This window comes from Dictyobacter alpinus (assembly GCF_003967575.1).
Classification (GTDB): domain Bacteria; phylum Chloroflexota; class Ktedonobacteria; order Ktedonobacterales; family Ktedonobacteraceae; genus Dictyobacter; species Dictyobacter alpinus.
The window spans coordinates 756,448-780,979 of sequence record NZ_BIFT01000002.1; the positions used below are offsets into that span (position 1 = coordinate 756,448).

Here is a 24,532-nt window from a genome sequence, read left to right on the forward strand (position 1 = left end):
GCGTATGGATAATGTACGGCCTGGCCAGAAGCAGAAAAATACTTCTTCAATGAGTGGTCAGCCAGCTTCGGTAAAGATTGGGATAACTGGAAAGGCGGGGATGGGTGGAACGCGTGGCGTTCCACTCAGTGTGCCGCTTCCATATCTATTGACAGGGCTGGTGTTTGCAATGGTATGGGGCATTATGGCCCCATGGGTGCTACCGGAAGCGTTGCTCTCACCAGGGTACCCACATGTTTTAACATTGGTGCATACTGCGACATTAGGATGGCTCACCATGACAATCATGGGAGCCACCTTTCAACTCATACCTGTGATTATTGTTGCGCCTTTACGCGCTACACGCTTCATCCACTTGCAATATCCACTGTATCTCTGTGGGGTTATTCTGCTCCTCTCAGGTTTCTGGTGGGGACAGGCCTGGCTATTGATTATTGGTGGTATCTGTATCGTGACGGCAGTTATCCATTATGTACTTGTCCTGGCGATTACGTTGAAACAAGCTACAACGCATCCGATCACAATGCGTTTCTTGATTGCATCCTTACTCTATCTATCTATTGTTGTCTGCCTGGGTCTCACAGCCGCTCTTAATCGCGAGTTCTGGTTTTTAGGAGCCAGTGCCTCATCAGTGTTCCTGATCCATATTACGCTTGGCGTGCTTGGCTGGTTGAGTTGCACCCTCATTGGCGTCTCTTATCAACTGGTGCGCATGTTTGCGCTGGCACATGCTCATACTGAGCACGTAGGAAAATATATCTTTATTGGTTTACATACAAGCATCATCATGCTCGCAACCTGGGCCATCTTTTTCTGGCTTCCGTTACTGCTCTGTGGTGGATTGCTACTCATTTGCACATTTGGCCTTTTTGCCTATGATTTCAGTCGTATGTTCAAAGTACGCCAGCGAAAAATACTGGATGTAACCCAATTTCATAGTATCTGTGCAGTTACGTATGGAGTGCTCGCCTTCTTCTTCAGTATCCTGGCACTTTTCCTGGGCTGGGGAAAACCATTTCTACTGACAGCCCTCGGCATAGCGGTCCTGGTAGGTTGGATTGGACAAAGTACGATCGGCTATCAATATAAGATCGTACCTTTCCTGGTCTGGAATATCCATTATGGACCCCAGGTTGGACGACAGAAAGTTCCATTGATGCGCGATTTACTCCATGAACGCTGGATGTGGATAAGTTTCTGGCTGATTAATGGCGGGCTACCCCTTGTGATTCTTTGCGCAGTATGCCAGTGGACGCTTCCCCTTCAGGTGTCTGGGGCTTTGGTAGGTTTGGGATTACTCATTGCAGCTATGAATATTATGGGGGTGGCTCTCCACCTGCTCAAAGATCCTTCCCATCAGCAATCACTCTCGACGCCAGTTCCTTTTCCACATTGAAAAAGGAACTGGCACCATTTCTATCGTAAGGTCGGCCAGATATTGATCAGCAGGCAGGTGGCAAAGATCAGTCCTATTGGCCCAGATAACGCAAAGAGGAGTTCCGATATCGTACGTGTTGGTGGATACACCATACTCGCAAGAGGAGATAGGAGCAGGACCCCAACACGCAAAAGGGCGGCTATATTGCCAAGCCAGAGGGTGGCACGAACAAGGGAGGCTGAGGCGATATGTTTGCCAGAAAATCCTGGCAGCATACGTGGGGCAATACCACTGATCAGCAAAGAGATAAATCCAATCGTGAGACTATGGCGAATGATATCAATATCCACCAGTACGGAGCCGCTGATAAGCACACTCAGGCCGTCTGCCAGCAAAAGGATGCCTCCAAGCATGGCCCAGAGATAGGAACTGGCCACCAACGCCACAAAGGGTCCATAGGCTTTTCCTTCATCGGACACTCGGGTTTTATAGGATTGCGCAACCGTCGTTGGCTCGGTAGCCAGCTTTTTTATATGCTGCGGCAATTGTCCACGTGTCAGCATCAGGCGCAGAAAAACACCAATGAACATCAGAATGGTGCCTCCAATACAGCACATACCCAGTGCATTCAACGCGGGTTGCCAGGGTATCTGAAAGAAGCTCAGACAGAGCAGGAACAGTCCCAACGCGTAACTTACCGTCAACAGACGCAATGTACGGGGCGGAAAACCACTTAATCCAGCATACATCGGCAGTGCGCGGGCCGACATGGCAAATGCGACAGGAAGAAGAAAACCGAGGAGTCCAAGCGTGATATTCAATTCATCTCCGCCAGTTGGGACAATACCAGCACCCATTGAGGCTTGAATAACATTATACAGGTTGCTTACACCGGCCAATCCCAGCGCGCTAAAAGCCAGCACTAGCAAGGGAAAGATACTGACAAAGGCGGGACGGCTAGCAAAGGGTGGGCCATTTCTGCTCATACGAAAGAAAATAGCCATAAATCCAAGGAGTGCACCAGCTTCAAGGATACCAGTGACGACGAGCAGGACGCGCCAGAGGGGATGATCAATCAACGCTATCAATGGCTGGCTAAGCGCTCGTAGCACTAATCCACTCATCAGAAAACCTAAAAACCAGGGCAACAAGTGAGGTAACGCGATCGGCGTACCCCGTAGGCGGGGAAGAAAATGGAAAGATACTCCAACTACAAAGAGGCCAGACCAGCCATAAAGCTGCAGGTGACCGTGTGCTTGCACCAATGCGACCCACCAGGAACCAAGCATAGTGGGAAGTGATTGGGTGATCGTCAACACCGTAGCCAGAGCAAAACCACCACAAACACCAAGCAATAGTGCCGCTTTGAGCAGTGGCGCGATACGGGCAAATGGCTCTTGTGGTCTGAGCCGGGCTTTTCCCGGCTGATCATGAGAATGTATTGCTGCTTTCATAAGACATATCCCTGCACACTACCTATGCCCAAACCACCTCTCTATGCGGTTTGAGACAGGTTCTTACAACCTATATATATAAAGTTCAACACGTCTACATCTTTCATAACCTCACCAGCATGGAGTTACCGGCTACTCATTCTCGGAAGGAAAGCCTAATTCTTGACGACCTGCGGCTGTCATTTTAGAAGGATCCCAGGCTGGCTCCCATACCAGAACAATTTCTCCTGCCGTCAAACCCGGAATAAATTGGATTGCCTGCCCTACCCCATCACTGATGGATTCATGCATCGGGCACCCCTGGGTTGTCAGTGTCATGCGAATGGATACAAAGCCATCTGCTCTCAGGTCTACTCCATAAATCAAGCCAAGATCAACAATATTTACGCCTAACTCTGGATCATATACTTTATATAGTGCCTGATAAATCAGTTGGCGTGTCGCTTCTATGGTTTCCGTGTCCATTCTGTGTTCCTTCCTTTAATCCTGATTTGATACCCTATGTTCAAGTGAGAATCTGAAATGCAACATTGGCCTGATGGAGCGTTTGCTGATGAGTATGCACCTCCATACGGATCTGCCAGTGTCCATCCATCGTAAGTTCATCCTTCGCACCAAAGGCATCTTTTCCATCCGGTTGTAGATGAATGACTTTTGTGCCCATATCCATGTCTGAATTGGTGGCATAAAGATCAAGAGTCACATCCGTTTTCACACGATTGGTTCCGGCCTCCATAACGCGGGCAGCGAAGGTGTTTGTCCCAACACTTTTAGGGGTAATAGTAAGCTCAAGCAAGAGCGCCCGATCTGTCGTTTGTACCGTTGTGTGTAACATAGAGTCCGTTTGCACTGTTGATGGTTTTCCTGGCAAAAAGATTGGCGGGGTGCTTATAAATAGCCAGAGAGCATAACACATACCTGCAACGAGTAATGTGGAGAGCATATATAGCGCTATCTTTTTTGTCTGCATTGCCATTATTTTCATGATGCATTTCTTTTGGTAGAACCATCTACCAGTGGAGAGGAAGATTTTAACCAGCTTAATGGTAACAAAGAGCGATCTAATTTTACTTTCATCGAAGGCGCAATGGCTCTTGCCAGACTTTTTGCCTCTTCTGCTACTGGACCAACGAACTGGCGCGTGACTTCGCGCTCGAAGAGGTCAACCCAGCGCTCAAAATGTTTTTCTTGCAGTGCTTTTTTCTGGTTCAGCAAGATGTGCTTTTGCATCATTCCCCCATGATAGAGGCTCCGATGAAAGAGTAAGCTTTCCCAAAAATCATACATGGTCGGCAAATGCACGTCTAAGTCGAGTGAAATTACTTCAGTAAAAAAAGGTCCGATCAATTCGTCCTGCATAGCTTGCACATAAAATGCGCGGATCAAACCTTCAATATCTTCTCGCATCTCAATATCTTTTTTTTCTTGCATAAAAACCACCCTTTGTGTTTGTCCTACGGCTTCATATTCCACAGCATACTGAAAAAGGTGTGCGACTGCTGTGACAAAAGTTGCATTCCATGTATGGGCCTTTCTGGCCTTGACGGAGATAAAATACTTTCGGTATGTTTTTTACAGACCGACAGAAGGCATGAAAAGATCAGAAGCTTCTTTGAATAGAAAAAAACCATTGCGTGATGCAATGGGGAAGGCATATTTTATGAGGATTCCTATTGAGATCATTGGTCAGATACCGCTCTTCACCACCCTTGATGATGAGGAGCTGACACATATTGCGATGAAGACAATCGAACGCCACTATGAACGTGGCGAAAGCATTTTATACGAAGGTGATATGGGAGGCTCACTCTATTATCTTCATACAGGACTGGTCAAGGTGTTTAAAACATCAACGGAGGGCAAGGAGCAGATCCTGCGTCTCATCACCGGTGGATATACCTTCAATGATGTGGCAGCCCTCGATGGCGGCCCCAATCCTGCCAGTGTGGCGGCGATTGAGCCCAGTATCATCTATAGTATTAAAAGTACTGAGCTCCATGCACTGATCAAGAGTCGTTCAGAAGTTGCCGATGCTGTTGTACAAACATTGGCTGGCCGCTTACGCCATCTTGTCGGGTTGGCACAGGAGCTTTCTCTCCATCATGTCACGGCCCGAGTCGCAAAAATACTCCTTCACGAACAGGAGATGTTGCGTCATGATCCAATTTCCCATCGACTCACCCAGCAGGAGATTGCATCCCTTGCAGGAACAGCACGCGAAGTAGTTGGACGAGCATTGAAAAGCCTGGAAATGAGTGGAGCCATCAGGGTCCAACAGGGACATGTCACGATTATTAATCGTAAGCAACTGGAGATGATTGTGGAGGGAGTGGTTTCGTAAACTCGTAACTTTTGTCACATACTTGCCCCCTATCAATGATGCATATTTGCACACAGATGTTGAATATACATCTACGGGACATGTTGCATCGATATAAATCATGCTATCTCACACAATGAAGTTTGTAGCGATGCACAGTGGTAATTCATCAAGTATGAGACAAGAGACGAGAAATCTCTTTCTCGAGCAAGGAATCTCTATTATGGGTGAAACACATTCAAAGAAAAAAAATCTCCCCGGCGGGGTGTGGAGCATAGCAGGGGTGGTCGCCGCTATTCTGATCATTGGTGCCATTTTTATCGCTCAGACAATGCAAACAAATGCGACACCAGGTAAGACAGCGGCGGTTCCTCAAGTGACGGCACCACAACACTCTGTATATAACGCGGAACTTCAACCGGCTCCCAAAGCAGACACGGTAGATGTGAAGCTTGAAATCAAAGAAACGACTGTCGCGATCGCAAAAGGTGTTGCTTATCGCGCCTGGACGTTTAATGGGACAATCCCCGGACCTATTGTCCATGTGCGTCAGGGTCAGAAGGTCCATTTTACCTTAATCAATAATGGAACTGGCCTGCACTCCATCGATTTCCATGCCGCTCAGACAGCCTGGAGCGTCAATTACCAATCAATTGGTTCTGGTAAAACGCTGTCCTTTGATTGGAAAGCAGAAGTTCCAGGTGCCTTCATTTATCATTGTGGCTCAAATCCTGTTATCGAGCATATTGCCCACGGCATGTATGGATCTATCATTGTTGATCCTGCGAAAGGGTATGCTCCTGCCAGGGAATTTGTACTGAATGAAGGCGAGTTCTATGTAAAAAAGCATCCAGATGGATCTTATTCAAATGATTTGGATAAAACACTGAATGGTACACCTGACTATGCTACCTTTAATGGTTATACAAATCAATATCTAGATCATCCATTAACAGCGAAGCTTGGACAGCGTGTACGTTTCTTTGTCATTAATTCAGGCCCGAACCACTTCTCAGCCTTCCACCTGATTGGAGCCCTATTCAGTGACGTCTATGTGGATGGAAACCCTGCAAATCACATGGTCGGCAACCAGACAATCACCATTCCGCCTGGCGGTGGCTCGGTTGTTGAATTGACGATCCCCAATGCAGGTTCCTATCCGATCCTGACACACTCACTGGCTGACGCAAACAAAGGTGCACTTGGTCTCTTAACGATCACCAAATAACCATTTCCCCTTTTTCTCTATCCCGATGTGCTCTTACACTGGTAAGAGCGCATCAGCACAAAATTTGCCAATACCAGATGCAATGACAACGCTTACGATGACTGGAAACTGCCAGGGATAGTGAATACTATCCAACCGGTAAGCTCAGATAAAGAGAATCGATATGAACGAGAAAAGACAAAATAAAAAGAAGATGTACAGGGGCCTGTCCATAATCTGCCTCGTATTTAGCCTGGCAATGATCATCGTCGGATGTGGCTCAGAAACAGCTTCGAGCCCGACTATTCCAACCAGCACACCTCTTCCTACGGCTCCTGAGATACCAACCGGGAAAGGTGTCCCAACAGCACTCAATATGGGCATGAACACACCAGGGGGAAAGTCGCTGACAGAGTTGCAAGCCCCAAAGACGGCGAAGCATATCAAAAAATTCACCTTAACGGCTCAGAAAGCTCAGCTGAAACTGAGTTCAGGCATAATCGTAACTGATGCCTGGACGTTTAATGGTGTGGCTCCCGGCCCTACCCTCCATGTTCAGCAGGGAGATCTCTTAGAGATTACATTAATCAATCATCTTCCCTTTGATACCTCGATCCATTGGCATGGCATCAATATCAATAATGCGTCCGATGGCGTTGCGGGCGTCACCCAGGATGGGGTTAAACCTGGCCAGACCTATGTGTATCGTTTTCTGGTCAACGACGCTGGTTCCTATTGGTATCATTCACATGCCTTCAGTTATGAAGAGACCACGCGAGGCTTATATGGCATGCTGGTGGTTGATCCAGCCCGGCCGACCATACATGATGATATCGATTACAGTATTGCCCTGCATGACTGGAGTGCCAATAATCAGAGCCTGACCACTCTTAATGCGACTATTGGTACCATCAATCAGACAGCCAAACCAGGACAATGGGTGCGCTTACGCATCAGTAATACCGCTAATCTGCCTCATCTGCTTACCCTGACAGGGGCCCCATTTACGGTAGCTGCCCTAGATGGTCATGAGCTTAATCAGCCACAAAGTTTAACGGAAAAGCCATTGTTGATCGGTGCTGCCCAACGCTATGATCTGCGTTTCCAGATGCCCGCTCATGGCTCTGTCGCTCTTGTCACTTCTCGCGATCAGGTGCATTATCAACAAACGCCCGCCGTTGTTATAGGCACGGGAACCGCTCCTGCGAAGCTCACAGATGCCAGCAAACCTTTCTTTGACTTCAGTAATTATGGTCACGCAACAACGACAAGTGTGACCGCCAGTAGTCATTTTGATCAAAACTATACCCTTGATCTAGGCAATCATATGGGTCAGGTAATGGGACATGAAGGTATGACCTATACCTTTAACAAAAAGAGTTTCCCCAACACTGATATGCTGATGGTTAAAGAAGGCCAGGTGATCAAGGTCCATGTTGAAAATACCGCTGGCGAGTATCATCCAATCCATCTGCATGGCCATGCCTTCACCGTCCTTACCCACAATGGGAAGGCACTGACTGGCACACCGGTCATGCTGGATACCATCAATGTCGCTCCACATGATAGCTACGATATTGGCTTTCTAGCCAATAATCCTGGGGTATGGATGATCCATTGTCATAACCTGCTGCATGCTTACTGGGGTATGGATACCATGCTGGTCTACACCAATATCAATACCCCCTATACCATTGGAAGCACGTCAGGAAATTTCCCTGATTGATGTGCCACAGCACTACTCCCGATTTTTGCTACGAGAAGAGATAGACTGAGAGGAGCAATCCTCTCTTTCAGAGAAAGGACCAATAATGGCTTACGTGATTACGCAACCCTGCATTGATGTGAAAGATGGCTCGTGTGTTGATGTATGTCCAGTAGATTGTATTCATCCAGCCTCTGGTGAGACTGACTATGACCAACATCAGCAACTTTACATTAATCCTGATGAGTGCATTGATTGTGGTGCCTGTGAACCTGCTTGTCCGGTAACTGCCATTTTTGAAGAAAGTGCAGTCCCGACACAGTGGCGAAAATATATTGAGATTAATGCAAACCATTACAAATAATACAGATCAGATCAAAACACGTCCATCGTTTCAAATTGCTTTGAAACGATGGACGTGTTTTGATACGTCTTGAATCTTTTTCAGAGCATCATAAGTAACATGATTGCATCAGTCTGAGCGACAACACCATGGACCACATGAGCGTCCAGTTGTAATACCATTCCTGGACGCAGACGCGCTGTACAATCAGAGGTACTGAATACGAGATCGCCCTGTACTGACTGCACAATAATACAGTGAGATGTATGGTGGTCACGCAACCGTTGACCTGCTTTAAATGAAAAAAGTACAACTCGAACATCGTCTTTTTCTGAGATGAGCTGGACATGTGGTTTCGTGTCTTCAAATTGCGCAAGCGCGAGTGCATCCGAGAGCGTCATATAGTGAGGCAGTTGTGCTTCACTCTGGTCTGACGCTTTTAATTCTTCTACCATTTCTTCCCTTTCGATGACCGACACATACACGACTTGTCGGTCGGTCCCCCAAGTTACTATGCGGCTGATATCACCCGCCGAATACGAATGATCCATTCCTCAGGACCCTGTTGCTCAGGTTCCCACGAAAATTCGCCGGCGTGTTCGGCTTGCAATTGATACTGGAGCGGTTTGGGATCATGATCATTAAAGATGCGTAGAGCATCACCTGGCGTTAACTCAAGTAACCTGGCGAAAATGGTCGCATGCTTGTCACGGGGTGCAAGTAAACGCACGTCTAGATCATTTGTCACTGCTTGAGACATCTATCTCTATCCTCCTGAATCTTTATGTTGAAAGGGGTAACCCAATCATATACATTTTGTGCTGCACTCATATGTGCTCGTATAACAAGTATGCGCTAGTGACAGGAAATGGTCTGTGACAAATGTCTCATCAGGTATGCAATACCAAGAGGTTTTGAGCAGGAATAAAATTTTATTCCTGCTCAAAGTGCAAAAATTGTGGATGGTATGGATATCACGTCTTTTCTGTATGATCGTTCTTGCTTTATAATTGGATTCATGCCAGGGTAGTATATAAACAATTTAGGAAGGCAACGCCGCAACCTCATGTGCCAGCCTGGGTTCGTTCAATCGCACTGGGCAGGCGCGTCTCAAAGTCAAGAAGTCCAACCCAGTCTGGAGAGATGAAAATGCGCGTCATACGAGGATAAAGGCTCTAGTGATAATGGGCATGGGTAATGCGCATCAGCTCTGTACACCCAGTAACAACCAACGCTGCATGTGCTGATTGAGCCATGCAGTAACGTCATCAGTGGTCATCTCGCCGAAGATCACTTGCTCAATTCCCATTCAACGGCATTTTTTGTCTAAATGGATGGTAACTTGAGTTCTGACAGAGCGAGTCGTTCGAGCTTGCTGCTCGTTTCCTCATTGGCTGGGAGATACACGACCATCTTTAGTCCCGGTGCGTCTTCTATCTGGAAGGTGTCATGGTCAAAGACAAGGGAGCCCAGCTGGGGATGGATGAGTTCCTTACGACCTTCCCGTCGCTCCTGTACATCGTGCCGTGACCACCAGCGTGCGAAATCGGGGCTGCGCTGCTGCAGATCCGCGATCAGTGCGCTCAATTGTGCATCATCAGGGTAGCGACCACTGTTGGCGCGCAGTTGGGCCAGCACACGCTGTGCGACGCCTTCCCAATCGACGCTGCGGTACCGATATTGCTCGCTGGTAAAAATGAGGCGTACAATGTTGCGCTCTGCAACCGGCATGGTAGCAAAGTCCGCGATAACCTGGCAGGCTGCTCGATTCCAGGCCAGCACATCCCATCGGCGCCCGGTAATGTAAGCGGGATTATTGCCTATGTGTTCAAGGAAGCGTTGGAGAAAAGGACTGATGTACTCTTGCGGCGGGACTGGATGCTCAGGTGATGGCTGGCCCGCCAGCAAATAGAGATGTGCCTTTTCGGCAGGCGTCAGCCTGTAGGCCTGTGCCAGACTATCGAGCACCTGGATAGAGACATTGATGTCTCGCCCCTGTTCCAGCCAGGTATACCAGGTGACACCCACGCTCGCCAGTTGGGCAACCTCCTCGCGCCGCAGCCCCGCCGTTTTGCGACGCGCGGTGCGTGGCAATCCTACATCCGCCGGCGATAGTTGGCTCCTGCGCGCTCGTAAGAAACTGGCCAGTTCGACGCGCTGCTCACGAGATGTCATACAAATATCCTTTCCCTGGTAGTGACAATACCAGTATTAACACGCTCTGGAATGGCTTCATAGGCCAGGATATGATAATACCATAAATAGAAAAGTTATGGAAAGGAAACATAAACATGAAAGCAGCTATACTCAGAGCAAAAGGTCAACCACTCACGATTGAACAACTTCCAGATCCCAATCCGGGAGCCGGTGAAGTAGTCACACAGGTGCTTGCTGCGCCAGTTCTGACCTATAGCCATGAGGTCTTTTCTGGCATAAGGGATTATCCTTTATTGCTACCGCTGGCTCCTGGTGCTAGCGCGATTGGCCTGGTGGAGAAGACTGGACCCGATGCCACTCGCCTGGAGCAAAATCAACTCGTCTTCTGTGACCCAACGGTCCGCTCACGCGATGATATCCTTGCGCCAGACATCATGCTGCAGGGAGCGATCGCGCCCACAAAGGGAGCACAAAAGCTGCAGGCCCACTTCCGCCATGGTTCGTTCGCGGAGCGCATGTTGCTACCACTTGAGAATACCTATTCGCTTGAACAGTTGCGTTCTTTCGATCCGACGAAATTAGCATGGCTGAATACGATGCTGATTCCTCATGGTGGCCTGCTGGCTGCGAATTTCCAAGCTGGACAAACCATACTGGTCAATGGGGCCACCGGTCACTTTGGTAGCGCGGGCATAGCCGTTGCGCTGGCGATGGGTGCCGCCCGCGTGATCGCGCCAGGACGCAACGAACAGGTGCTCAACACGTTAGTGCGCACCTTTGGTCCACGTGTCCGTCCTGTACTGATCTCAGAACAGGAGAAAGACCTCAGCAAGTGTTTCCAGGAGGCTGCTGCTGGTCCTATCGACTGTCTGCTCGATATCTTAGGACCCATGCGCAATACAACATTGACGCGTAGCGGCATTATGGCACTACGGCCAGAAGGGATCGCGGTACTGATGGGAGGCATCGATATGCCGGTAGATCTTCCGTATAAGTATATGATGCGCAACAATCTGGTGGTTCGTGGGCAATATATGTATCCCAGGCACGCTCCCACGTTGCTGGCAGCACTCATTGCTAGCGGACAGATCGACCTGGAGCCGTTCGCTGTGCAGACTTTTCCACTTGAACAGGCCAACCAGGCCGTGGAATATGCCCGTGATCATGGCGGCCCCTTTCAATTAACAGCGATTACCCCTGCGCAAGGATAGTAAGCCACAGCAACAAAGGGGAAAGAGCATTGACGTTTTTCTAGTCGCCTTTCCCTTTTGCGCGCATGGACATGACACCCTTTATCTATGCGTGCCATTCATTAAACGGGTCACCTCCATCTTCGCGCATGTTGATACATACATTCATAGTTTACCAGGTTGAAAAGCTTTTTTTCTGTTACGATGGGGGGAGATCGTTGGAAACAATCCGAGAAACTGCGATCAGGGGCACCCCCTGATTTTCCAGTTTATGCAGCACGCCATGCAGCGCCGCCTGATCAAGATAGCCGCTGAGAAGGGTCTCCCCGTTGTCAAGATGCGCGACGGTGAGTCCTCTAAGCCAGTTACTCCAGGACAATAGATCAAGATGCCCTTTCACCCGGACCTGATACAATTCCCTTGTCATCTTCGCATCGCCCTTTCTCGTTAGCACAGAGCAACTGTGCCTGACTTGCTCAAAGTATAAGGCCGCACAGCTGGAAATGCATGTACCGAAAGGCTGATATCCTGGAAAAGTAATGCATACAACGAAAGGTATAGCTCACGATCTTTGGCATGAGCTATTGTGTTCTCTTGCCCAGAATCTGCCTGCACACACGGCAAGCCAACTAGAGGAGGCGCAACTCCCTTGCACGCGCTACCGCCTGTGTACGGTTGGTCACGCCCAGTTTTGAGAAAATATTGCTCATATGACGCTTCACCGTCCCACAGGTAATAACCAGTTGACGAGCAATCGCCGCATTTGTCTCTCCTGTGGCCAAAAGTTGTAGTGCTTGCAGTTCGCGCTCACTTAGAGGGTCAAGTAGTGGATGTGGACTGGATTGAACACCCTTCGGTGTACGTGGTTGTGAGAGCACCATACACATCGATTCCCCCGCATCAGCAACAATGCATCTATGTTCCTGGAATTCTGCCTGCAGGCAGTTCGCTCGTTGAAGATCTCCAGCCGCCAGAGCATGTGCGATAGCTTCACTCAGATATCCCTGCTGTTCATACCATCTACTGGCTCGCATATGTAGTTCAGCAACTCGCGCGGGATGAAGCAGCGCAAGCCTGGCTTGCAGCGCCTGGGCTAAAAGGTGATGATAGCGATACCAACGACGCTGGTGATCAAGTGGAAGGAGGAAGAGGTTTATGCGCTCCAGATATTCAAGCATCTCTTGCTCAGAACCACTGTTATCCAGTGGAAGGGGGAGATCCCACCGGCACGGCTCTTCTGGCTCAAGGCAACCATTGAGAACGTTCGCGCACAGTGGTGCACACAAGCGCTCAAGGATGGCTGTGCAGAGAAAAAATGTCTGCATCACACTTATCCAATCGCACCCAGGGCGCGCAAGTTTTCTTTGTGAGCTTCTGATACTCCTCTCACATCACGAATATTGAGACGCTCGTAGGGTCGGTCGCGCCGTAATGTGCGTATATGCTCCCCCGTGTAGACGTTCGATATATGGATAGCGCCGTCGTCACTGCAACTGGCTAGCATACGATTATCAGAACTCATGCGTAACGATTGAACCGCTCCTTGATGCTTTTTTTGCACTTTGAGGCATTTCCCACTGGCGACCTCCCACCAGCGTATACTCCCATCACTCCCTCCACTGATTAGCAGATCGCCAGTCGCACTCCAGGCAAGCGCGTACACCATCGTTCCCGCTTCACTCCAAACATGCAAACGTTCCCTCTGTAGGACATCCCAGAAGATGATTTCTCCGCTTCCACTACCTCCCCCACCACTCACCAGTTGCGTGCCATCCGGGCTCCACGCCAGACTCATAGCCATACCACGATGACCCCGTAACACAATCCCCTGACTATCATCAAAGGCGCGCCACAAAAATACGCTCCCATCATCACCGCAACTGGCCAGCCACTGTCCATCCGGACTCCATCCCACATTCCGGATCCGCGTTTGTTGGGTACGGCTCACCCAACGGCGAGTTGCGTCTGTTACCTGCCATACATGTACTCCCTGCTGATAGCTTGCCGCGGCCAGCCACTGTCCATCCGGACTCCACGCCACACCATAAAATGAGGTATCAACACCATCGGGATCACGCAAAAGGTGCTTTGTCTCTCCTGTGTCCAACTCCCATATCCGCAACGCATTGTCCTCTCCGCAACTGGCCACGTACTGACCATCTGGACTCCACACCACACCGCGCACGATCCAGCGATGACCAGAGAATACCCTGGGTGGGAGTTGGCCTTTAGCATCCCAGATGCTGACCAGGGTATCCGAACCTGCACTCGCGAGCCAGGTACCATCAAAATTCCAGGCAATGTCGTAGAGCGAGATCGCATAGCTTTGTTTGATTTGTAAACATCTCCCAATCGCTACATCCCATAACCGCAGAGCACCATCATCACCCCCGCTGAGCAGATGGCGACTATCAGGGGTAAAGGCAACATCGTATACGGCAGCGGTATGCTCGCGTAGGGCCATCCGGTAACTCCCTAGCTCGCTATCCCAAATCTGGATCGTCCGATCAAAACCACTACTGGCCAGCAGGTGTCCATTTTGGCTATAGGCAACAGAAAATACGGGACCGGTGTGCCCTGACAGCGTGTTACGTACCTTTCCGCTTGTGACATCCCATAATCTGACGGTTCGATCAAAACTGGCGCTGGCCAGAGTGTGTCCATCAGGGGCAAAGGCCAGTCCCGTCACCCAGTTCTTATGTTCTGCCAGCACTCGCACGATACCATGGGACCACTCCCATAGACGTAGGCTACCATCAAAACTGCCACTGGCGAGTAGACGCCCGTCCGGGCTCCAGGCCAGTGCGTGCATAGGACCACGCTGACTGCTACTGGACTGCAAACACTCGCCAGATTTCGCATCCCAGATCCGAACGGTACCATCATCACCACAGCTCGCCAGCATGCATCCATCAGGAGCATAGGCCAGACGCTGGATATTGTTCGTCTGCCAGCTCGCCCATAGCAGGTCTCCACTCTCAATCTGCCAGAGCTTGATAGCACCATCCCAGCTCCCGGTAGCAAGCGTACTTCCATCGGGACTAAAGACGAGAGCCCGGATAGTATCACTATGTGCATGCCAGGTACGATAGAGTCGCTTCCCTCCTTCATACCACATACGTACATTCCCTTGCCTGCTGCTTGCGGCCCATAAGGTCCCATCGGGGCTGATAGCGATGGACCTGATGGCATCAAAGGCCTCGGTAAAGACAGTATCTTGCAGGATGGATCCAGCAAGAGAGGTGTCCTGCATCTCAACTCCACGCAATAATGCCCCACGAATAGCAAGTTGTGATAGATCCAGGCCGCGCAAGTGTTGGCGCTGCTCACATAGGAGCATCAATATATTCGCCGGACCATATCCCTGTGCGTAGTCAGCCTGGTTGCGCAGTTGTTCCAGCAGTGTCAGCAACTGCTCCTCCACCGCGGCTCGCTCCAGATAGGTGCTGCGTAACTCCACAAGGAGTGGATTCACAATAAGTCGCATCTGGGAGCGCCTGACATATTCTCGGGAAGTGGACAGCGTCAGGCCATGTTCGATAAGTCGAACCAATCGTTGTTGTTTGATCTCACGACTTGCCTCGCCTATCAGCAACATCGTCGCGTACTCCAGTACGACCGCCTGGAGCGTGAAGCTGCCCGCACGTTGCCCCAGCTCAATCAGACTACGCCGCCTCAGTCCAGTCACCGCCTCTAATACCTGTACATGAGGTTGTGGCGTATTGACAAACAGTGCCTTCAGTTCCTCCAGGCTTATCGGCTCACGTACAATTGCCAGCCAGAAAAGGACGCTCTGCTCGACATGCGAGAGACGCCTGAATTGCTCATCCAACAATTCTCGTACACTACCAAAGACAACCTCGCCTTGATTCAGAAACGCAGCAATCTCACCGCCAAACACATCCACCACGCTCTGCGCAATGATGTTGAGCGCCAGAGGATTACCTCCATAGGCCTCAACAAGCCTTCTCTGCTCCTGGGCACTGCCCCGTAATTCTCGCGCCTCTAGCAGGAGTTGGCCTGCATCATCTCCCAGGCCACGAAGGCGCAGGGCACGCACTGGATTCCGGCCTCCTTCCAATGGGAGGAGGTCAGCCGGTTTCTCCCGGCTGGTCAAGAGCAGACAACTCTGATGGTCGCTTCCACCTATCCGCTGCAGCAAGCGCTCATATCCCTCATAACCGGGACGCATGCGACCGGTACTGGAGCCCTCCTGCAGAAGCGTTTCCAGGTTATCCAGAACGAGGAGGACACGGAATTGATGGAACAGATCAAGCAGACGGGAGAGCTGCCGCTCCAGAGCGGAAGATGGGTCGTGCAGAGGTTGAGGTGCGAGCAATTGGAGGCACTCATCAAGCAGGACTTCACAGGAGGGGGCATCGCGCAAGGAACGCCAGATCACCACATCGAAGTCGGAAGCGACACGATGCATACATCTCACGGTGAGGGCCGACTTGCCGATGCCACCCATGCCGAGGAGGCAGACGATCCGGCAACGCTCCTGAACCACCCACTCATGCAGTTGTGCCAGTTCTTCTTCGCGCCCATAGAACCGTGATACATCCAGTGCCTCACCCCAATCGATACGTGGCACCCCTCGGACAGGCAGTGGATGTGTCAGTTCAACATCTCTTGCTTTCTCAAGGGTTTGCCGCGCCTGCCAGGCTGCAAATAGGTCATGGAGCCACCGTTCGTCAAGCTGTGTCTTCTGATGCGCCGCTTTCCAGAAAGCCCGGATCTCCTCCTCTTCGCGTCCACTCGTAAACGCATGCTGCTCGAGCGCAAAAGTGAGCAACGCCTTGAGATGAGGCAGTTTGGGATACATTTCACCAGCCTCCCACCTTCCAACAGCTTTCCGCGAGACGCCCAATATCTCAGCTATCTCTATTTGCGTCAATTCAAGACTTGTACGCAGGAGTAGCATCATCTGACCAAAGGCATAATCTCGCTCCTTGTAGGAGGACGGCCTCATAAGTCTGCTCCTTCCCTAGAGAGCCGCAACGGCACATAAATGGGACTCAAGAAAACGTGAAATGGGACGTCATGGACACTGATCAGGCTATCAGTTCACGTTATACTTAAAACAGATTTGGATTTGCTCCGTGCGATCCATATCAACAACGGAAGGTCTGGGGACACTCTCACATAACTCCAGACGCTTCCCCTCAATACATATATCTCTATCATATCAGATCAACCTCCATAGGATACAGGCATTTCCACCTTCTTCATACATCCTTTGGGCCATGACAAATATTCCTTTCACTTCTATACTCAGTACTCAGAAGAACACCCCCTGACAAAATGACGAAAAGAAGTGGACCTGACAGCGACCCATACGGAAAGGATGCAAGAGATGATCTGCATGACAATCACATTTACAATCATACCGAACTATGAGCAGGATGTCTTAAAACTGCTCCATCAACTTATTCATCATGCCAGCACGAATCCGCATATTCTAGAGGCCCATATCTATCGTTCTCAAAAGGAGCCATACAATTTCTTTGCCTATTTACAGTTTACCGATCAAGCGGCACTAGATGCTCATGAAGGCAATGCCTATTACGGGGAATATGTCATGACCAATTTATATGGGATGTTAGCAAAGGACAGTCCAACCATTGAAACCTACAAATCCCTATTCCAGCACACGCGACACGAGAAATAAAGGGAAATATCTGTTTGCCCACAAAGATGTGAAAGGAGCAGGATACAGTTTCCAACAGGGCAAGGCACAACAATGCACCAAAAGGATCACCCTGGCTCAAAGTAAGAGAATGTTCCCTTCGGCTCATGACAACCCTCTGCTTAAACACGTACACTGACCCTTGTCGAGAAGTAAAGCGCGGGCACATCAAGATCCATACATAGACACTTTTTTTCAGCCTCACCTCTTCTCAGACAAGAGAGCCAGGCATTTGTAGCCTGGAAAAAAAATGGTCAGCAGAAACATGAGCACACAAAAAGGAGCAGCATAATGCGATTAACGCATCGTTTTACACAGAAAAGAGCCAGCGAAGCAGAAACTCGTCCCGGTTCAACACGACGCCAATTTCTCACATATCTGGGTGCTGGAGCCGCGAGCACCGCCATCGTATCAAGTATGCAAGCATTTTCACCTGCCACGGCTCTGGCAGCCAGCAACAAAAACGCGGGAAGTGCCTCCCACTTTACGCCCACAGCCCAGCCCTCCGGCGTCAATATTGTACTGGTCCACGGCTTCTGGGCTGATGGCTCCAGCTACAGCAGAATCATTCCCTTACTACTGGCAGCAGGGCATACCGTCTGGGCGCCACAGCTTCCACTTACCGCTCATTTACAAGACGATGTCAACGCAACGCTTGCTATCATGGCGCAACTGCAGGGTCCAATCGTACTCGTTGGTCATTCCTATGGAGGAGCGGTCATTACCAACGCTGGTGCCAATCAACCCAACGTCACTGGATTGGTCTACGCCTCCGCATTTGCGCCAGACCAGGGGGAAGTCCTTGGTCAATATCCACAAGCACCAGGAACAGCCAATCTCTATCCGGTCACCTATCCAAACACAGCTGACACTTTTTTGTTTATCAATCAGCAGAAATTTAAAGAATCATTCGCGCAAGATGTCGACATCATTGAAGCAGGCATTATGGCTAGCGCGCAAAAACCAGCCAATGTGACACATTTTACGGATCCTACGACCTCGGTCGCATGGAAAACCGTGCCGAGCTGGTACCTGATCTCTACCAACGACCGTATGATCCCACCAGAGACTCAACAAATGTTCGCCAGCCGTATGAAGGCCACAACCATATCGGTCCCTTCAAGCCACGCCTCTATTGTCTCCCATCCACTCCAAGTATTCTCACTGATCCAGGCAGCAGCAAAGGCAAGCGTAATCAAAAGCTAAAGGCGCACAGGCTAGAGGATCCTGACATCCTCTAGCCTGCCATTATTGCATCCCTTCAGGGAGAATAGAGCGATAAGCCAGCTTCATTATCCAGAGCACCTAATGCATGCAATGCCGCTTTCTGAGCTTGTGAAAGGCCATGTATCCCGGTAATATTGAGCCGCTCGTAGGGCCGGTCACGACGCAGGAGTTGGACGCGTTTGCCACTGTTCAGTTCCCAGAGGAGCAGAGCCCCATCATCACCACAGCTCGCCAGCAATGTGCCATCGGGACTGACCATCAGTGATTGCACCGTTCCTTGATGGGCTTCACAGAATCGTACACATTCTTTGCGTGCTACATCCCACCACCGTAACATGCCATCACCACCGCCACTGACCAGGGTAGCTCCATCTGGTGCCCATGTAAGTGCATAGGTATGCCACTGACTTCCGTCAGAACGTCCAGGCACTCTCCACTCTGTACATCCCAGATAAAAATCTCTCCATGGCCTTGCCCTCCACCACAACTGGCTAATCTGGAACTATCAGCATTCCAGGCGATGCTTTTGACCATACTACCGCTTCCTTGCAAGGATCTTTGTAACTGGCCAGTGGCGGCATCCCAGAGGGAAATACTCCCGTTATCGCTACAACTCGCGAGCAATGTTCCATCAGGACTCCATTCAACCCTGCGGATAATGGCCGGTGGAAGATGACCGATCCAGCGACAGGCGCCGCTCGCTGCATCCCAAACATACACTCTGCCTTGATAATTGCCACTGGCCAGGTATTTTCCATCGGGACTCCATGTCACTCCATAAAAGAAGGTGTCATCGTTGCCAGGATTCTCCATGAGACAATGCATCCCTCCCGTCTCTATGTCCCATACGCGAACGGTGCTATCCCAGGCGCAGCTTGCCAGAAAGTGACCATCAGGACTCCACGCGATGCCATGAACGATCCAGCGATGGCCGCGAAACTGCTTGAGAACTGCCCCACTTCCCATTTCCCACACGGTTACCACGGCATCAGAATCAGCACTGGCAAGCCGGGCTCCATCAGGATGCCAGGCCACGTCGTAGAGCGAAACCGCGTAGCCTTGTAGAATATAAATACATTGTCCATTGACGACATCCCATACGCGCAAAGTGTTATCGTCACTGCCTGTAAGGAGATGGCGACGATCAGGGGTAAAAGCGATACTCGTCACAGCACCAGTATGTCCCTGGAGCGACAGACAGTAGCTGCCACGTTCAACATCCCACACACGGGGCAGCTGATCAAAACCACAACTGGCCAAGAAGCGCCCGTCAGAGCTCCAGGCCAGAGCTCTGACCCGATCCATATGTTCTGGTAGTGTCTCACGTACCTGCCAGCTTTCCGTGTCCCATAACCTCACCATTCGATCAAAGCTGCCACTGGCAAGTGTTTTCCCATCGGGAGAAAAAGCTAGCGAGAAGACCCAATCACGGTGTCCGGTGAGTATACGTATCTCGGGCGCTGGTTGTGTACCCCGCCACCTCCATAAACGAATCTGTCCATCCAGGCCTCCACTTGCCAGTAACTCTCCAGTCGGGTGCCACGCCAGCGCGTACACCGCGCCACTTTGCCCGCTGAGGGTCATCACATGCTTACCATCGCGGCTATCCCAGAGTTGAACGGCACCGTCGTTTCCTCCACTCACGATCATCTGGCCACCAGGCATAAAGGCAAGACTCTGGATGTTGTTGGTTCGCCAACTCGTCCAGAGCAGCGAGCCGCTTTCTACCTCCCACAATTTGAGCGCGCCATCCCAACTTCCTGTTGCCAGTGTGAGTCCATCCGGGCTAAAGGCAAGAGAAGAAACAGTACTGGTATGGGCCTGCCAGGCCAGATGCAGGATTTTTCCTCCTTGCCGCCATACACGCACTTTTCCGCGCCAGCTGCCTGCAGCCCATAAACTCCCATCGGAACTAAGTGCTACCGTCCTGATCGCATCTAAGGCCTCGGTAAAGGTTGTATCGCGCAAGGTGGCCTCGGTAAGTTGCGTATCCTGCATCTCCGTCCCCTGGAAAACTGCCCCGCGAATAGCGAGGGAGGAAAGGTCCAGACCACGCAAGTGCCCACGAAATTCGCGTAGAAGCGCGAGTACATTTGCAGGCCCGTAGCCCTGAGCATGAACAGACCGCGCCCGAAGAGAATCAAGCAGCGTGAGCAGATGGGTATCCACCTCCATGTACCCTGAATAGGCTTTGCGTACGTGCATGAGCAATGGGGAAACAATGAGGCGTCTCTGCGTTTGCCGCACATATTCTTTGGACATCGCCAATTCTAGCCCATGCTCAATCAGGCGCTGCGGCTGGTTGTGTTCAATTTCAGCGGCCAGTTCCGCAATCAGTTGCGCGGTCACATATTCCAACACCACTGATTGCAAAGTGAGACTACCCGAAAGGCGACCTTGCTCAATCAATGAACGTCGCCGCAGGCTATCGACCGCCTCCAGCAGGTAAGCGCGTGCGATCGGCATACCTTGCAGATTCAATAATTCCTCAATACTCACCGGCTCGCGCACGATGGCTAACCACCCCAGTAGCTGTTGTGCCAATTTCGAGAGACGAGCATATTGCTCGTTCAACAATTCGCGCACACCACCAAAGACCACGTTACCCTGTTGCATAAACAGGGTGATCTCGCCAGAGAAAAGGTCCACAATGGTCGACGCGACGATTTTCAAAGCCAGAGGATTGCCTCCGTATGCTTCAATCAGCCGTTCTTGTTCAGCCGCGCTACCTACCACCCCTTTTTCTGCCAGCAACTGTCTACATGCCTCAACGTCCAGCCGGGCAAGGCGCAAAACACCTACAGGAACGCGGCTCCCTTCCAGTGGCACAAGAATACTCGGCTTCTCTCTACTGGTGAATAGCAGGCAACTTTGATGATCGGTCTCAGCTATCAGGCTCAGTAACCGGCCGTATCCCTCGTAACCAGGACGCATGTGGCCTGTATCCTTCTCATCCTCCAGCAGCACCTCCAGGTTATCGAGCACCAGCAGCACACGATTGGCTCGTAGATGTTTTAAGAGAAGCCTCAGGCGTTGTTCGAGACTCATTGACACTTCACGGAGATCCTGGGGGGCAAGAATCTGAAAGCAATCGTCCAATAATGCCTCACAACTAGGAGCATCACGCAAGGAGCGCCAGATAACGACATCGAAGTGTGCGGCAACCAGGTGCAGACATTTCGTCGCGACCGCTGACTTCCCAATCCCCCCTAACCCCAGCACACCCACCATTCGGTACTGTTCTTGCACTATCCACCTTGAAAGAAGATTCAGATCTCCCGCACGTCCATAGAAGATGGAGACGTCCAGTGCCTCACCCCAATCGACCCGTGACTGATTTCCAGTCGAGGAAACGCTTGTTTGTTCTCTCGTGCGTATCTCTGACCCGGGCTCCGTGAACGAACGATGGGAACGGTGCGCATCCAGTAATGCTTGCAGCCACCTTTCATCGAGCAAGGCATTTCGATGGCTTTTCTGCCAGAAAGCTCGAATCGCCTCTTGTTCTTGTCCGGATGGAAAGGCTTGTTTCTCAATGGCAACCGCCACCAGAACTTTGAGATGAGCGATGCCCGGATAGCTTTCTCCAGCTTCCCACCTGCCAATCGTTTTGCGAGAAACACAGAGTCTTTCAGCCAGACTTTCCTGTGTCAGCCCCATGGCAGTACGAAGAGCTAACATGTCCTGGCCAAAAGTATAATCTCGTTTTCTATAGGGTGTGTTTTTCATCTGCACCAAACATTTAAGCTTTTTCGATTTTCACGCCCACTCTCTTGTGCAAGGTAGGAGCAGTCTGGTTGAACAACCACATCTGCCCCTTTGAGGATGCAGACGGAGACTTTATCATAGCAGATCTGCTGATAAACGACCAGAACTATTTTATCTCAGCATAGAAAAGGTATCCCTCCTGTTTGAGAGGCAATTCAAACAGGAGGGATACCTTTTCTACAGACACAGACCCTCTCTTCTTAGACAATGTTTAAAAGCCAACCTCCATCAGCGGCAATTTCTGAACCGACCACAAAAGATGAGGCATCTGAAGCGAGGAATAGTGCGACTTTCGCCACTTCTTCAGGATGGCCCAGGCGTTTGATTGGTGAACGACTGATGCGCGCCACATCTTGCGCCTGCAGAATCTCAGGTGAAGAGCCCGAACGAGAGAGCAGGTTTGTCGCAGTGGGGCCAATGGCAATGGTATTTACGCGAATACCACGGTCGATGAGCTCAGCCGCGAGCGCCCGGACGAGCGCATGCACCGCGCCTTTATTAGCCGTATACAGCGAACTATCATTAATACCAGTGAGTGCATTTACTGACCCATTGAAAATGACCGAGGCTGGATGATTGAGCAAGGGGAGCGCCTTCTGGATGGTAAAATACGCTCCCTTAAAGTTGGCATGTAACATCTCATCAAAAGCTTGTTCATCTACCTCTTCCAATGAGGCACCTTTAAAAACACCGGCATTAATAAACAGGATATCCAGGTTGCCAAAGGCTTCATGCGCCCGCGCCATCAAGTGATCAATGTCGCTCAATCGGGAGACGTCAGCCTGCACAGCCAGGACATTAGCACCCATCTGGTGAACGGCCTCATCAAGGGTATCCTGGTTCCGCCCCGCAATCACGACTTTAGCTCCATTGGCATGGAATTCCCTGGCGGTTGCCAGGCCAATGCCACTATTGCCGCCAGTAACTAACGCGACTTTGCCTTCAAGTACTCCCGCCATCTGCTCTTCCTTTCTGCATGTCTATTCAACCACGCTCAGGACGATTTTACCGCGTGTGTGCCCTTTCGCTCCATATTCGTAGGCTTGACGCGCCTGAGAAAGAGGAAGGACCGTGTCAATGATTGGGCGAATATGTCCTTCATCAATCACTGAGGCGATCCGGGTCAGTTGATCGTGATTGGGCCTGACAATGAACCAGATTGGTCGCACATGAAAGGCCTTTGCCTCGTCAAAAGAGGGGCGCGGGCTCGTGATGGAGACTAGCGTTCCACCTGGCTTAATAATCTGCAAGGAGCGGTGAATGGTCTCGCCACCAATAGAATCGAGGACGACATCTACGTCCTTGACGACTTCTTCAAAGCGTGTGGTGGTATAGTCGATGACTTCGCTGGCTCCCAGTTCGCGCAGTAGATCGTGATTGGCCGCTGAACCGGTCGCAATAACACGAGCCCCCGCCCAACGAGCAAATTGCACCGCAAATACACCGACTCCTCCCGCAGCGCCGTGGATCAGGATCGTCTGGCCCTTCTGCAAGCCAGCATGTTCAAAGAGCGCCTGCCAGGCCGTCAGAGCGGTCAGCGGAACGGCCGCCGCCTGGACATGGTCGAGTGAGCGAGGCTTAAGGGCCAATTCTTCCTGACGAACGATAGCGTATTCTGCCGCGGCTCCATCGCGATCGAAGTCTATCAAGGCATAAACCTCTGCCCCTTTCGCCAGGTTTGTGACATCGGCGCCAGCCTCCTCTACCACACCCGAGAAATCATGTCCCGGGATGGGATATGTGCGTTGGATACCAGCGCCAGTTCGATAGGTTTCGTCCCAGGTCAATTCGGTGGCAATAACACCGGCTGCGTGGACACGAACTAATACTTCTCCTGGACCTGGTTCAGGCTTTGGTGCATCTTCATAAACAAGGTGATCTGCTCCACCACGACCATGAATACGAATTGCTTTCATTGTGTTATCTCACTTTCTTCAGGTTGCTGGTTCGCGCCATCTCCCCTGCCGGGACAAAAGCGCGGCAACCCATTGACAGCACACCAGAGCTGTACAAGATGCGCTTTTTCTAACAGTATAGTCTCAGGTACACGCGCTGTCATGGGCCAAAGGAAACATCGTTCGTCCAAACATTTCTCCA

The 24,532-nt window shown here is 50.7% G+C and carries 22 protein-coding genes; 8 read left to right on the forward strand and 14 right to left on the reverse strand.

Annotation, left to right across the window (positions count from 1 at the left end):
* Positions 1-4 precede the first annotated feature (4 nt).
* Entirely contained in the window at positions 5-1,396 is a 1,392-nt protein-coding gene (locus EL633_RS25460; RefSeq protein ID WP_126630088.1) for a hypothetical protein, read from the forward strand.
* Between the two features lie 20 nt (positions 1,397-1,416).
* Here EL633_RS25460 and EL633_RS25465 read toward each other — a convergent pair whose 3' ends face one another.
* The 4 genes from EL633_RS25465 to EL633_RS25480 form a co-directional block, all read right to left on the reverse strand.
* Positions 1,417-2,832: a hypothetical protein gene (locus tag EL633_RS25465; protein ID WP_126630089.1), complete on the reverse strand. Its 1,416-nt coding sequence runs from the start codon at positions 2,830-2,832 to the stop codon at positions 1,417-1,419.
* Positions 2,833-2,964: 132 nt separating this feature from the next.
* Positions 2,965-3,297, reverse strand: a complete 333-nt coding sequence (locus tag EL633_RS25470) for a metal-sulfur cluster assembly factor (protein WP_126630090.1) — start codon at positions 3,295-3,297, stop codon at positions 2,965-2,967.
* A 40-nt stretch (positions 3,298-3,337) separates the two neighbouring features.
* Positions 3,338-3,817 carry a hypothetical protein gene (locus tag EL633_RS25475; RefSeq protein WP_126630091.1) on the reverse strand — a complete coding sequence of 160 codons (480 nt, stop codon included), beginning with the start codon at positions 3,815-3,817 and terminating at the stop codon, positions 3,338-3,340.
* Positions 3,814-4,263: a group III truncated hemoglobin gene (locus EL633_RS25480; protein ID WP_126630092.1), complete on the reverse strand. Its 450-nt coding sequence runs from the start codon at positions 4,261-4,263 to the stop codon at positions 3,814-3,816. The genes EL633_RS25475 and EL633_RS25480 overlap by 4 nt, the downstream gene beginning before the upstream one ends.
* Positions 4,264-4,492: 229 nt before the next feature.
* Here EL633_RS25480 and EL633_RS25485 point away from each other — a divergent pair, with 229 nt between their 5' ends.
* The 4 genes from EL633_RS25485 to EL633_RS25500 all read left to right on the forward strand — a co-directional run bounded on the left by EL633_RS25485 (position 4,493) and on the right by EL633_RS25500 (position 8,428).
* Positions 4,493-5,173 (forward strand): Crp/Fnr family transcriptional regulator, encoded by a 681-nt coding sequence (locus EL633_RS25485; RefSeq protein ID WP_161982431.1) that lies wholly within the window; start codon positions 4,493-4,495, stop codon positions 5,171-5,173.
* 202 nt (positions 5,174-5,375) lie between these two features.
* Positions 5,376-6,380, forward strand: a complete 1,005-nt coding sequence (locus tag EL633_RS25490; protein WP_161982432.1) for a multicopper oxidase domain-containing protein — start codon at positions 5,376-5,378, stop codon at positions 6,378-6,380.
* Between the two features lie 163 nt (positions 6,381-6,543).
* Positions 6,544-8,085 carry a multicopper oxidase family protein gene (locus EL633_RS25495; protein WP_126630095.1) on the forward strand — a complete coding sequence of 514 codons (1,542 nt, stop codon included), beginning with the start codon at positions 6,544-6,546 and terminating at the stop codon, positions 8,083-8,085.
* Between the two features lie 85 nt (positions 8,086-8,170).
* Positions 8,171-8,428 carry a 4Fe-4S dicluster domain-containing protein gene (locus tag EL633_RS25500; RefSeq protein WP_126630096.1) on the forward strand — a complete coding sequence of 86 codons (258 nt, stop codon included), beginning with the start codon at positions 8,171-8,173 and terminating at the stop codon, positions 8,426-8,428.
* 80 nt (positions 8,429-8,508) lie between these two features.
* Here EL633_RS25500 and EL633_RS25505 read toward each other — a convergent pair whose 3' ends face one another.
* The 3 genes from EL633_RS25505 to EL633_RS25515 form a co-directional block, all read right to left on the reverse strand.
* Entirely contained in the window at positions 8,509-8,958 is a 450-nt protein-coding gene (locus EL633_RS25505) for a cupin domain-containing protein (RefSeq protein ID WP_161982433.1), read from the reverse strand.
* On the reverse strand, positions 8,919-9,167 hold the full coding sequence (locus EL633_RS25510; RefSeq protein ID WP_126630098.1) for a DUF2249 domain-containing protein: 249 nt from the start codon (positions 9,165-9,167) through the stop codon (positions 8,919-8,921). Before EL633_RS25510 ends, EL633_RS25505 begins: the two co-directional genes overlap by 40 nt.
* Before the next feature lie 566 nt (positions 9,168-9,733).
* Entirely contained in the window at positions 9,734-10,582 is an 849-nt protein-coding gene (locus tag EL633_RS25515; RefSeq protein ID WP_126630099.1) for a helix-turn-helix transcriptional regulator, read from the reverse strand.
* Positions 10,583-10,698: 116 nt separating this feature from the next.
* Here EL633_RS25515 and EL633_RS25520 point away from each other — a divergent pair, with 116 nt between their 5' ends.
* On the forward strand, positions 10,699-11,775 hold the full coding sequence (locus tag EL633_RS25520; protein ID WP_126630100.1) for a quinone oxidoreductase family protein: 1,077 nt from the start codon (positions 10,699-10,701) through the stop codon (positions 11,773-11,775).
* 178 nt (positions 11,776-11,953) lie between these two features.
* Here EL633_RS25520 and EL633_RS25525 read toward each other — a convergent pair whose 3' ends face one another.
* The 3 genes from EL633_RS25525 to EL633_RS25535 form a co-directional block, all read right to left on the reverse strand.
* On the reverse strand, positions 11,954-12,181 hold the full coding sequence (locus tag EL633_RS25525) for a DUF8691 family protein (protein ID WP_126630101.1): 228 nt from the start codon (positions 12,179-12,181) through the stop codon (positions 11,954-11,956).
* A 202-nt stretch (positions 12,182-12,383) separates the two neighbouring features.
* Positions 12,384-13,079, reverse strand: coding sequence for a helix-turn-helix domain-containing protein (locus EL633_RS37910; RefSeq protein WP_126630102.1), 696 nt, complete (start codon positions 13,077-13,079; stop codon positions 12,384-12,386).
* 5 nt (positions 13,080-13,084) lie between these two features.
* Positions 13,085-16,726, reverse strand: coding sequence for a WD40 domain-containing protein (locus EL633_RS25535; protein WP_126630103.1), 3,642 nt, complete (start codon positions 16,724-16,726; stop codon positions 13,085-13,087).
* Positions 16,727-17,119: 393 nt separating this feature from the next.
* Between EL633_RS25535 and EL633_RS25540 the strand changes: the two genes are divergently transcribed.
* Together EL633_RS25540 and EL633_RS25545 are read left to right on the forward strand one after the other, a co-directional pair.
* A complete protein-coding gene (locus EL633_RS25540; protein ID WP_161982434.1) occupies positions 17,120-17,425 on the forward strand; it encodes a putative quinol monooxygenase in 306 nt (101 codons plus the stop codon).
* Positions 17,426-17,734: 309 nt separating this feature from the next.
* The gene (locus EL633_RS25545) at positions 17,735-18,649 is read left to right on the forward strand and encodes an alpha/beta fold hydrolase (protein ID WP_218027583.1); all 915 of its coding nucleotides are present in this window, start codon (positions 17,735-17,737) and stop codon (positions 18,647-18,649) included.
* A gap of 55 nt (positions 18,650-18,704) precedes the next feature.
* Here the strand turns inward: EL633_RS25545 and EL633_RS37680 are convergent, their stop codons facing one another.
* The 4 genes from EL633_RS37680 to EL633_RS25560 all read right to left on the reverse strand — a co-directional run bounded on the left by EL633_RS37680 (position 18,705) and on the right by EL633_RS25560 (position 24,351).
* On the reverse strand, positions 18,705-19,100 hold the full coding sequence (locus tag EL633_RS37680; protein WP_246039253.1) for a WD40 repeat domain-containing protein: 396 nt from the start codon (positions 19,098-19,100) through the stop codon (positions 18,705-18,707).
* Complete coding sequence (locus EL633_RS25550) at positions 18,986-22,348, reverse strand: WD40 domain-containing protein (RefSeq protein ID WP_246039254.1); 3,363 nt, start codon at positions 22,346-22,348, stop codon at positions 18,986-18,988. The genes EL633_RS37680 and EL633_RS25550 overlap by 115 nt, the downstream gene beginning before the upstream one ends.
* A 287-nt stretch (positions 22,349-22,635) precedes the next feature.
* Positions 22,636-23,394, reverse strand: a complete 759-nt coding sequence (locus EL633_RS25555; protein ID WP_126630105.1) for an SDR family oxidoreductase — start codon at positions 23,392-23,394, stop codon at positions 22,636-22,638.
* A gap of 21 nt (positions 23,395-23,415) precedes the next feature.
* Positions 23,416-24,351 (reverse strand): NADP-dependent oxidoreductase, encoded by a 936-nt coding sequence (locus EL633_RS25560; protein WP_126630106.1) that lies wholly within the window; start codon positions 24,349-24,351, stop codon positions 23,416-23,418.
* Positions 24,352-24,532 lie beyond the last annotated feature (181 nt).

Bases quoted from the DNA above. Each gene is read 5' to 3' on its own strand.
- EL633_RS25460 (WP_126630088.1), top strand. From the start codon at position 5: ATGGATAATGTACGGCCTGGCCAGAAGCAGAAAAATACTTCTTCAATG.
- EL633_RS25465 (WP_126630089.1), bottom strand. From the start codon at position 2,832: ATGAAAGCAGCAATACATTCTCATGATCAGCCGGGAAAAGCCCGGCTC.
- EL633_RS25470 (WP_126630090.1), bottom strand. From the start codon at position 3,297: ATGGACACGGAAACCATAGAAGCGACACGCCAACTGATTTATCAGGCA.
- EL633_RS25475 (WP_126630091.1), bottom strand. From the start codon at position 3,817: ATGAAAATAATGGCAATGCAGACAAAAAAGATAGCGCTATATATGCTC.
- EL633_RS25480 (WP_126630092.1), bottom strand. From the start codon at position 4,263: ATGCAAGAAAAAAAAGATATTGAGATGCGAGAAGATATTGAAGGTTTG.
- EL633_RS25485 (WP_161982431.1), top strand. From the start codon at position 4,493: ATGAGGATTCCTATTGAGATCATTGGTCAGATACCGCTCTTCACCACC.
- EL633_RS25490 (WP_161982432.1), top strand. From the start codon at position 5,376: ATGGGTGAAACACATTCAAAGAAAAAAAATCTCCCCGGCGGGGTGTGG.
- EL633_RS25495 (WP_126630095.1), top strand. From the start codon at position 6,544: ATGAACGAGAAAAGACAAAATAAAAAGAAGATGTACAGGGGCCTGTCC.
- EL633_RS25500 (WP_126630096.1), top strand. From the start codon at position 8,171: ATGGCTTACGTGATTACGCAACCCTGCATTGATGTGAAAGATGGCTCG.
- EL633_RS25505 (WP_161982433.1), bottom strand. From the start codon at position 8,958: ATGGATCATTCGTATTCGGCGGGTGATATCAGCCGCATAGTAACTTGG.
- EL633_RS25510 (WP_126630098.1), bottom strand. From the start codon at position 9,167: ATGTCTCAAGCAGTGACAAATGATCTAGACGTGCGTTTACTTGCACCC.
- EL633_RS25515 (WP_126630099.1), bottom strand. From the start codon at position 10,582: ATGACATCTCGTGAGCAGCGCGTCGAACTGGCCAGTTTCTTACGAGCG.
- EL633_RS25520 (WP_126630100.1), top strand. From the start codon at position 10,699: ATGAAAGCAGCTATACTCAGAGCAAAAGGTCAACCACTCACGATTGAA.
- EL633_RS25525 (WP_126630101.1), bottom strand. From the start codon at position 12,181: ATGACAAGGGAATTGTATCAGGTCCGGGTGAAAGGGCATCTTGATCTA.
- EL633_RS37910 (WP_126630102.1), bottom strand. From the start codon at position 13,079: ATGCAGACATTTTTTCTCTGCACAGCCATCCTTGAGCGCTTGTGTGCA.
- EL633_RS25535 (WP_126630103.1), bottom strand. From the start codon at position 16,726: ATGAGGCCGTCCTCCTACAAGGAGCGAGATTATGCCTTTGGTCAGATG.
- EL633_RS25540 (WP_161982434.1), top strand. From the start codon at position 17,120: ATGACAATCACATTTACAATCATACCGAACTATGAGCAGGATGTCTTA.
- EL633_RS25545 (WP_218027583.1), top strand. From the start codon at position 17,735: ATGCGATTAACGCATCGTTTTACACAGAAAAGAGCCAGCGAAGCAGAA.
- EL633_RS25550 (WP_246039254.1), bottom strand. From the start codon at position 22,348: ATGTTAGCTCTTCGTACTGCCATGGGGCTGACACAGGAAAGTCTGGCT.
- EL633_RS25555 (WP_126630105.1), bottom strand. From the start codon at position 23,394: ATGGCGGGAGTACTTGAAGGCAAAGTCGCGTTAGTTACTGGCGGCAAT.
- EL633_RS25560 (WP_126630106.1), bottom strand. From the start codon at position 24,351: ATGAAAGCAATTCGTATTCATGGTCGTGGTGGAGCAGATCACCTTGTT.